5 protein-coding genes are annotated in these 8,468 nt (G+C 44.3%); all 5 read right to left on the bottom strand.

Annotation, left to right across the window (positions count from 1 at the left end; translation table 11 throughout):
* Window positions 1-63: 63 nt before the first annotated feature.
* The 5 genes from LG34_RS14920 to dapB all read right to left on the bottom strand — a co-directional run bounded on the left by LG34_RS14920 (window position 64) and on the right by dapB (window position 8,228).
* Window positions 64-1,911, bottom strand: a complete 1,848-nt coding sequence (locus tag LG34_RS14920) for an ABC transporter ATP-binding protein (RefSeq protein WP_109216768.1) — start codon at window positions 1,909-1,911, stop codon at window positions 64-66.
* The gene (locus LG34_RS14915; protein ID WP_109216767.1) at window positions 1,904-4,231 is read right to left on the bottom strand and encodes an ABC transporter ATP-binding protein; all 2,328 of its coding nucleotides are present in this window, start codon (window positions 4,229-4,231) and stop codon (window positions 1,904-1,906) included. The genes LG34_RS14920 and LG34_RS14915 overlap by 8 nt, the downstream gene beginning before the upstream one ends.
* Window positions 4,232-4,345: 114 nt before the next feature.
* A complete protein-coding gene (locus LG34_RS14910; protein ID WP_158582228.1) occupies window positions 4,346-4,972 on the bottom strand; it encodes a MarR family winged helix-turn-helix transcriptional regulator in 627 nt (208 codons plus the stop codon).
* A gap of 388 nt (window positions 4,973-5,360) precedes the next feature.
* Window positions 5,361-7,331, bottom strand: coding sequence for a fructose-1,6-bisphosphatase (locus LG34_RS14905; RefSeq protein WP_109216765.1), 1,971 nt, complete (start codon window positions 7,329-7,331; stop codon window positions 5,361-5,363).
* A 132-nt stretch (window positions 7,332-7,463) separates the two neighbouring features.
* Entirely contained in the window at window positions 7,464-8,228 is a 765-nt protein-coding gene (dapB, locus tag LG34_RS14900; RefSeq protein ID WP_109216764.1) for a 4-hydroxy-tetrahydrodipicolinate reductase, read from the bottom strand.
* Between the last annotated feature and the right edge of the window lie 240 nt (window positions 8,229-8,468).

The raw sequence follows: 8,468 nt of genomic DNA, 5'->3' as shown, positions 1-8,468 counted from the left end.
GTCTAGTGAGTGAGGAAACTTTCTCTGATTTTGTTTTCACATATTAAATTTTAACAAATACTTCTACTCGGAGAACTGGCTATTATACAGATCCGCATAAAATCCACCCTTCGCCAGCAATTCCGCATGATCACCCTGCTCAATGATATCTCCATCTTTCATCACAAGAATCATATCCGCATTTTTGATCGTAGACAACCGATGCGCAATGACAAAACTGGTTCGTCCCTTCATCAGATTATCCATCGCACTCTGAATCAGTTCCTCCGTTCTTGTATCAACAGAAGACGTTGCCTCATCCAGAATCAGAATACGGTTATCTGCCAAAATCGCTCTCGCGATGGTCAGCAGCTGCTTCTGTCCCTGAGAAATATTGCTTGCATCCTCATTCAGCTCCATGTCATAGCCACCCGGCAGTGTCCGGATAAAGTGATCCGCATGTGCTGCCTTTGCCGCTTCAATGACTTCCTCATCGGTAGCATCCAGACGTCCGTAACGGATATTTTCCATAATGCTTCCCTTAAAGAGCCAGGTATCCTGCAATACCATTCCAAACGCATCTCTCAGCTCCCGGCGGTTGAAATCGCGGATATCGTGACAATCAATGCGAATGGAACCACTATTCACATCATAGAAACGCATCAGCAATTTTACCATCGTCGTCTTACCTGCACCTGTTGGTCCAACGATAGCAATCTTCTGTCCGGCTTCTGCCTTTGCACTGAAATCATGGATGATCATCTGATCCGGATTGTAACCAAAGCTTACGTGCTCAAATTCTACGTTTCCGACTACTTTTGTCACATCTGCAGGCTGCTCCACGATCTGATCTTCTTCCTCTTCTTCCAGGAATTCAAACACACGCTCTGCCGCTGCTGCCATGGACTGCACCTGATTTGTTACCTGTGCGATCTGCTGGATTGGCTGTGTGAAACTCTTCACATACTGGATAAACGCCTGAATATCACCAATGGTAATAATTCCACGGATTGCCAGCATACCGCCGCTGAGTGCAACTGCCGCATAACCAAGGTTTCCGATAAACTGCATGATCGGCATCATGATTCCGGAAAGGAACTGGGATTTCCATGCAGAAGTATACAATACGTCATTGGTCTGGTTGAACTGAGCAATCATCTCGTCTTCTTTATTATAAGCTTTGATCACCAGATGACCGCCATAGCTTTCCTCTACCTGACCATTGATATGTCCAAGGTATTCCTGCTGTGTGATAAAGTGTTTCTGTGATTTTTTTACCACCAGTGACACGCAAAGTCCGGAAACCGGAAGCACAACCAGCGCGATCAGCGTCATCAGCGGAGAGATGCTGAGCATCATTACAAGCACACCGATGATCGTTGCTGTGGATGTAATGATCTGGGTCACACTCTGGTTTAAGCCCATGCCAAGGGTATCCACATCGTTGGTGATTCTGGATAACACCTCACCGTAAGTACGGCTCTCAAAATATTTCATCGGCATGCGGTTGATTTTTTCCGTAATCTCTTTTCGCATCCGGTAACAGATTTTCTGTGTGATACCGGTCATGATCCATCCCTGCAGAAAACTTAAAACAGAGCTGAGCAGGTATAAACCAAGCACAAAAAGCAGGATTTTTCCGATATAGGTAAAATCAATGCCGCCGGTTCCGGCTACTTTTGCCATCAGACCGCTTGCCAGCGCTGTGGTTGCCTTACCAAGTACTTTCGGTCCTACGACACTGAATACGGTGGAGCAGGCCGCAATGATCATAACAAACACAACGGCTATTTTATATTTTCCCATATAGCGGAGCATTTTTCCGATTGCTCCTTTGAGGTCTTTTGCCTTTTCTCCCGGTGCCATTCCTCTGCCCGGTCCCATCGGACGTCTTTGTCTGGAAGCGGAATGTGTATTTCTCTCATTACTCATGATCTTCTGCCTCCTCTCCGTCTGTCAGTCCAAGTTCTTTTGCGGACATCTGAGATTTTGCAATCTCCTGATATACCGTACAGGTTTTCATCAGTTCCTCATGAGTGCCTTTACCCACGATCTGTCCTTCATCCAGAACAAGGATCTGGTCTGCATGTAAAATCGTGCTGATACGCTGTGCCACAATGATCACCGTGCTGTCCTGAACGGTATTTGACAGTGCTTTTCTCAGTTTTGCATCTGTTTTCAGATCCAGTGCAGAAAAACTGTCGTCAAACACAAAAATCTTCGGATGTTTTGCAATGGCACGGGCAATGGCAAGACGCTGTTTCTGTCCGCCGGAAACGTTTGTTCCGCCCTGTGCGATCGGTGCATCGTATTTTTCAGATTTTTCTTCAATAAAATCTTCCGCCTGGGCGATCTGAGCCGCCTGACGCACATCTGCATCACTGGCGTCCTTATTACCCAAACGCAGGTTGGATGCAATGGTTCCGGAGAACAGCACACCTTTCTGCGGTACAAAGCCAATCTGCTGACGCAGATCTTTCATGGAAAGCTCCCGGATATCGGTGCCATCCAGCGTAATGCTTCCCTCTGTCACATCGTACAGACGCGGAATCAGGTTTACGATGGTTGACTTACCGCAGCCGGTACTTCCGATGATAGCTGTGGTCTGTCCCGGGTTCGCCGTAAAATCAATATCCATGATCGCGGCTTCTTTGCTTCCCGGATACGTGAAATCAACATGTGAAAATTTCAAGACACCTGCTGTTTTCTCAACATGTTTCGGTTCTTCTGCTTCTTTGATAGAAATATCCATATTTAATACTTCATCGATACGGTCTGCTGCCACACCGGCACGCGGAAGCATGACAGACATTGCAGTCAGCATCAAAAATGCCATAACGATCAGCATTGCGTAAGTGATAAATGCAGTCATAGAACCAACCTGCATTACGCCAAGGTCGATTTTCTTTGCTGCCACCCAGACGATTGCAACCGTCAGTGCATACATGATCATCATCATACCAGGCATCATTAATGTCATAACACGGTTAGTAAAAAGCATGGTCTTGGTCAGTTCGCGGTTCACGCCGTCAAAACGTTCTTCCTCTTTGTCCTCACGACGGAAAGCACGGATAACAGAAAGACCGGTCAAAATCTCTCTGGAAACAAGGTTGACATCGTCGACTTTCTCCTGCATTTTCTTGAATTTCGGCATTGCCGCACCCATCAGGATCATGACAAATGCAAAAATTACGATAACCGCCACTACGATCAGCCATCCCATTCCGGCTTTTGTCTGTACCACTTTAATGATACCGCCGATTCCGATGATCGGTGCATAAGCAAGCATTCGTAAAAATACCGCTGTCACCATCTGAATCTGCTGTACGTCATTCGTACTTCTGGTGATCAATGACGCAGTAGAAAAATGCCCCATCTCCGCATTAGAAAAATGCATAACTTTTTCATACAGTCTGCCACGCAGAGAACGTCCCACACCTGCTCCGACCTTGGAAGCCAGATAAGAAACAAAAATTGCTGCGGCCATCATGACTGCGGCAAGCCCTGCCATCTGCAATCCTTTTTTCCAAAGATATGCGGTCTGAATTTTTGCCAGATCCAGACCTGCATCCTCGTCACAGGCTGCCGCGTACGCTGCTCCGGTAGAAGTAAGCATGGAGTCGCCCATGGTTTCCACCATATCTTCCATGGAATCACGCATGGATAAAACAGCACTTTCGTCCATCTGTCCGGATGCCTCCATTGCCTCAAAAATCGGACGTACATCCACGCAGTTGACGGTCTGTGTGCTTCCGTCGTCCTGCTCAACTTCTTTTTCTGATACACTCAGTTCTGTGCCAAGCATCTGCCCGATCTGCTCCAGACTCATCTGTTCGTATCCGGATACGTCCTGCCCGTTCTGTGTTGCCAGCATTTCTTTGAACTGGTCTTCTTCCATCTGAGACATCTGATAATTCAGGATCAGTGGAATCGCAAATTCGGAATCCAGCTCATCCAGGGTATCTTTGTCTGTTACAGAACATTCATAGGTCTTATGCTGCGTTGCCTCATAACTGGAAGCCCATAACGTCTTTTCTTCTTTCGTCATAAAAAGCTGTGCATTCTCATACTCTTCTGACGTCATTTCCTGCGGAAGAATATGTTCGATTCCCTTATTCTGAATACCCACATCAATGATATCTGCGGTATATGTCGGCAACGCCAGATCACAGTACGCCTGGATTACAAGCACCACCACGATCAGAATGATCGATTTCCAGTACGGAAGCATATTTTTAAAAATCTTCTTCATTTCCGTGATTTCCTTTCTAACTACTATTTTATGCTTTCCCAAAATTCAGATTGATTCTATTACCGGCTATTTTATTTAACCAGCATGTAGATCCATCCGATATGATTGACTTCATTAAGCTTCTTCATCTGTAGCTTCTTTTGCCTTTTTCTGGCTCTCCCGGATCTTCTCCAGTTCTTCTTTTGCCAGCTCATATTGCTGATAAATATAACTCACCAGCCGCGCCATCTCTTCCTTATCTGTCTTTTCAAACACCCGGTGAATAAATTCATCCATAATGGCATTGGATTCCTGCAAAACTTCCTGACCGGATTCGGTGATCTCCACCAATGTATTCCTGCGGTCGTTCTGATCCACAAAACGTCTGACGTATCCCTTTTTCTCCAATGCTTTAATGCTTCTGGATACCGCCGGTGGCAGCGCGTGGGTATATTTCGCCAGATCCGACATCTTCACCCCATGTTCAGAACCAATTTTCTTCTGCACATGATAAATGCCGTTCATCAGCACAAATTCCCCTTTGTTCAGACGCGGCAGAATGCTTCCGATATTCAGTTTCCGAAACATATGCAGGGCTTCCCAAACATTCTGCTCCATATGATCCATGTGATTCACATGCTCCATGCATTCTCTATACTGCATGTGTTCCTCATGCTCCATAGACTCTGTTTCGCTCCTGCGATCTACAGAACCCGTTATTTCCCGGTCAAGCACTTCTTTCCTATTTTCAACGTATTTCATAACTCCCGAAAGCTTCCTCCTTTCCGTATACATATCTTTTGAAAGATACCTCCTGTTTTCCTCATACAACACAGTATATAACAGGTGAGATACTCTTGTTTTCCCAATATTTAACAGTGTTAATCATTGACTATTGGTAAATATTAACACCGTTAAGTATTATTGTCAATAAAAAGAGGAACAATCAATTCTTAAATAATTCTAAAATGGTAACTGTTCCAATACACCATTCCTATCATCAAGAACTCAATTGTTCCTCTTTTGCATCTAAATTTTCCTATTTTTCAAAAATCATTCCGCTGACCTTACAAAGAATTACTTCATAACATAGCTATTATTTAGCTGATTTCCTTCTGTCAAACCAGAAATCTTCTCTCATTCATTAAGATCAAAACTTCTCTACCAGCATACCGCTTCGATAAGCCTCCAGTAATTCTTCCAGCTCCTCGATATTTTCCCGCAGAACTTTACCAGTGTCGGTATCATTTACTGTTTTCCGTTTTACCACGTTCTGTTCCATAACGATATGAGAATGGATACATGTCTCATTCAACACCGTATCTTCCATGGAAGTAAATGGTTCATGTGCTGCCAGCACCAGTCCATAAGAGTTGTAGATCAGTGTGTAACCCGCAATTCCGGTCTTCTGCTGATAAGCCTTGGAAAATCCACCGTCAATGACAAGCAGCTTGCCGCCACATTTTACCGGAGATTCACCTTTTTTTACAATCACCGGAATATGACCATTGATGATATGCGCACCCTGTACCGGAAGTCCAAATTCTTTCAGGATCTTATCCACGATCTCTTCCTTCTCAAACAGACGGTAATACGCATTTTTCGGTTCCTCATGAGTTTCCTTTTCATTAATAAAATAACGCTCAAAGGTTGCCATACGCTCTTTTCCGAATACCGGTGAATGTTTGTTTTTCCAGATAAACCAGAGAATATCCTCGCCGCGTTTCTTCTCCACCGGATCAATGGAATAGTAACCTTTTCTGGCATAATGCTCTAAAATATCATACAGAGCCTTTCCACTGTAAGTCTTTCCATAAATATTGACTTTCATAAAGCTGCCGTCATCATTCAACGGAACGCAGCCATGATACAACAGGTTTCCATTGTATACTTTGTAAAGACTTCCTTTTGTATACAGGAAACGGATATGGCGCTGCAGACGCTCACTGCCAAGAAAACTGTTTTTCAGACGCTCTACTACATCTTCTTCCTGCTGGGTAAATTTGTACGGTTCCTTTGGATCGATGGTCGGGAAATACGTATCGTTCAACGTATATTCTTTGCCGTTTAATTTGATCGTACCTTTTTCATAATCAATCTTATCCAACAGCAGACGCTCCTGCATATCCCATTCCGGATGCTCTTTGATCAGCTGTCCCTCTGCCTTAAACTGAATGATGGTGATAGCTTTGTGCATCATGGCATCCAGCTCCGCAAAATCGCGGTCATATTCTTCGTCATCATCCCGCACATGAACATTAAATGTCTTACTTGTGTGTCCCTGATAACAATCCATTGCCAGACGCATCAGTGGAATCATATTGATACCATAGGCATCTTCCAGAATCGACAGATTACCATATCGCGCTGAAATACGAAGCATATTACACATACATGCTACAGAACCTGCTGCCGCTCCCATCCAGAGAATATCATGGTTTCCCCACTGAATATCCACAGAATGATGTTTCATCAGATCATCCATGATCAGATGCGGATACGGTCCTCTGTCAAAAATATCACCAACTACATGCAAATGATCCACAGTAAAACGACGGATCAAATAGCAGAAATCTGCAATCAGCTGTGCTGCCCTGCCGGTGTGGATAACAGAATTGATGATTTCATTATAATAGGCTTCCTGATCTGCCACATCCGGTCTTCCGGTCATCAGCTCCTCGATAATATATGCAAAATCCTTCGGCAAGGATTTTCGCACTTTAGAACGGGTATACTTGGATGACGCATTTTTACAAACACGGATCAGGCGGAAAATTGTCACCTTATACCAGTCCTCCAGATTTTCCCGTGCCGTTAATTTTCCTTCAATCTGTTTGATCTTCAGTTCCGGATAATAGATCAGTGTTGCCAGTGTACGTTTCTCCGGAATGCCCAGAGAACTTCCAAATTCATCCTCGATCTTACGCTGTACGGCACCGGAACCGTTGCACATCACATGACGGAACTGTTCGTACTCCCCATGAACGTCCGTGATGAAGTGCTCGGTGGCCTTTGGCAGACTTAAAATTGCCTTCAGATTGACAATCTCCGTCGCCGCCGCTGCAATGTTCGGATATTGTGTTGCCAGTACTTTCAGATACTTAATATCTGCATTTTCCATGTCTGGTAATCCCCCTTATATTATTCTAACCACTTGATTTAAGTTTTCTGATTTCGATACAAGTCGATGCTTCCACGCAAAATTGCAACGCTCGCACGTTGAATCATCCTTCACGCATAAAATACGCTCATTTTATGATGCGCTCTTGATCACATCTGCCATTCCGTAAAATCCAGCCGGTTTTCCTGCCAGATATTTTGCAGCTTCAATGGCTCCCTTACCAAAGATTGCTTTGGAATATGCAGTATGTTTGAATGTAATGACTTCATCTGTTCCTGCAAAGATCACTTCATGCTCGCCAACGATGTTGCCGCCACGGACTGCCTGAATACCGATCTCGTATTTGTCACGTTTTTTACGCTCCTGGGAACGGTCATATTTGTAAGAATATGCCTCATCCAACGCTTCATTCATGGAATCTGCCAGTGCGATTGCGGTTCCGCTCGGTGCATCCAGTTTCTGGTTGTGATGTTTCTCCACGATCTCCATGTCAAATCCTGCCGGAGCCAGTACTTTTGCTGCGGTCTGAAGAAGTTCCATTAAGGTATTAACGCCCAGAGACATATTCGCTGATTTTAAAACTGCAACTTTCTCGCTGGATGATTTTAATAATGCATCCTGCTCTGCGGAAAGTCCTGTAGTACAAACAACTACCGGAATCTGACGCTCTACACTGTAGTTCATCAGTGCATCAATGCAGCTGACATGAGAAAAATCAATAATCGCCTCTGCCTCTACGTCACAGTCAGCAATATTTGCAAACACCGGATATCCATAGTGCTGCTCTGTATTGATATCTACTCCTGCTACGATCTCGATCTCCGGATCTTTCTCACACAGATCACTGATCACCTGTCCCATATGTCCGTTACATCCGTTCATAATTACTTTTGTCATATTCTAACTTCCTCCGTAAAATTCATTTACTGAAACATTTATTTCTCACATAAGCTATAATACCCCCGCATTCCATGCGAGGGCAAGTGATTTCTCATATTTTTGTAATATTCACCGCTATTTTTTGCATAATCGTCTCTAAATCGGGTGATTTTCCGATTTATCTCACGCTGAATAATACTTAATGATACCTGTTCAAGTCGAACGCACGTGAGACTTGGTGCGTGATTCTGGTCAGCG

The sequence above is a fragment of the Eubacterium ramulus genome (genome assembly GCF_003122485.1).
In the GTDB taxonomy this organism is placed as follows: domain Bacteria; phylum Bacillota; class Clostridia; order Lachnospirales; family Lachnospiraceae; genus Eubacterium_I; species Eubacterium_I ramulus_A.
Note: the sequence above shows the minus strand (reverse complement) of the source record. Positions and strands in the feature narration are given on the sequence as shown.

Bases quoted from the DNA above. Each gene is read 5' to 3' on its own strand.
- LG34_RS14920 (WP_109216768.1), bottom strand. From the start codon at position 1,911: ATGAGTAATGAGAGAAATACACATTCCGCTTCCAGACAAAGACGTCCG.
- LG34_RS14915 (WP_109216767.1), bottom strand. From the start codon at position 4,231: ATGAAGAAGATTTTTAAAAATATGCTTCCGTACTGGAAATCGATCATT.
- LG34_RS14910 (WP_158582228.1), bottom strand. From the start codon at position 4,972: ATGAAATACGTTGAAAATAGGAAAGAAGTGCTTGACCGGGAAATAACG.
- LG34_RS14905 (WP_109216765.1), bottom strand. From the start codon at position 7,331: ATGGAAAATGCAGATATTAAGTATCTGAAAGTACTGGCAACACAATAT.
- dapB (WP_109216764.1), bottom strand. From the start codon at position 8,228: ATGACAAAAGTAATTATGAACGGATGTAACGGACATATGGGACAGGTG.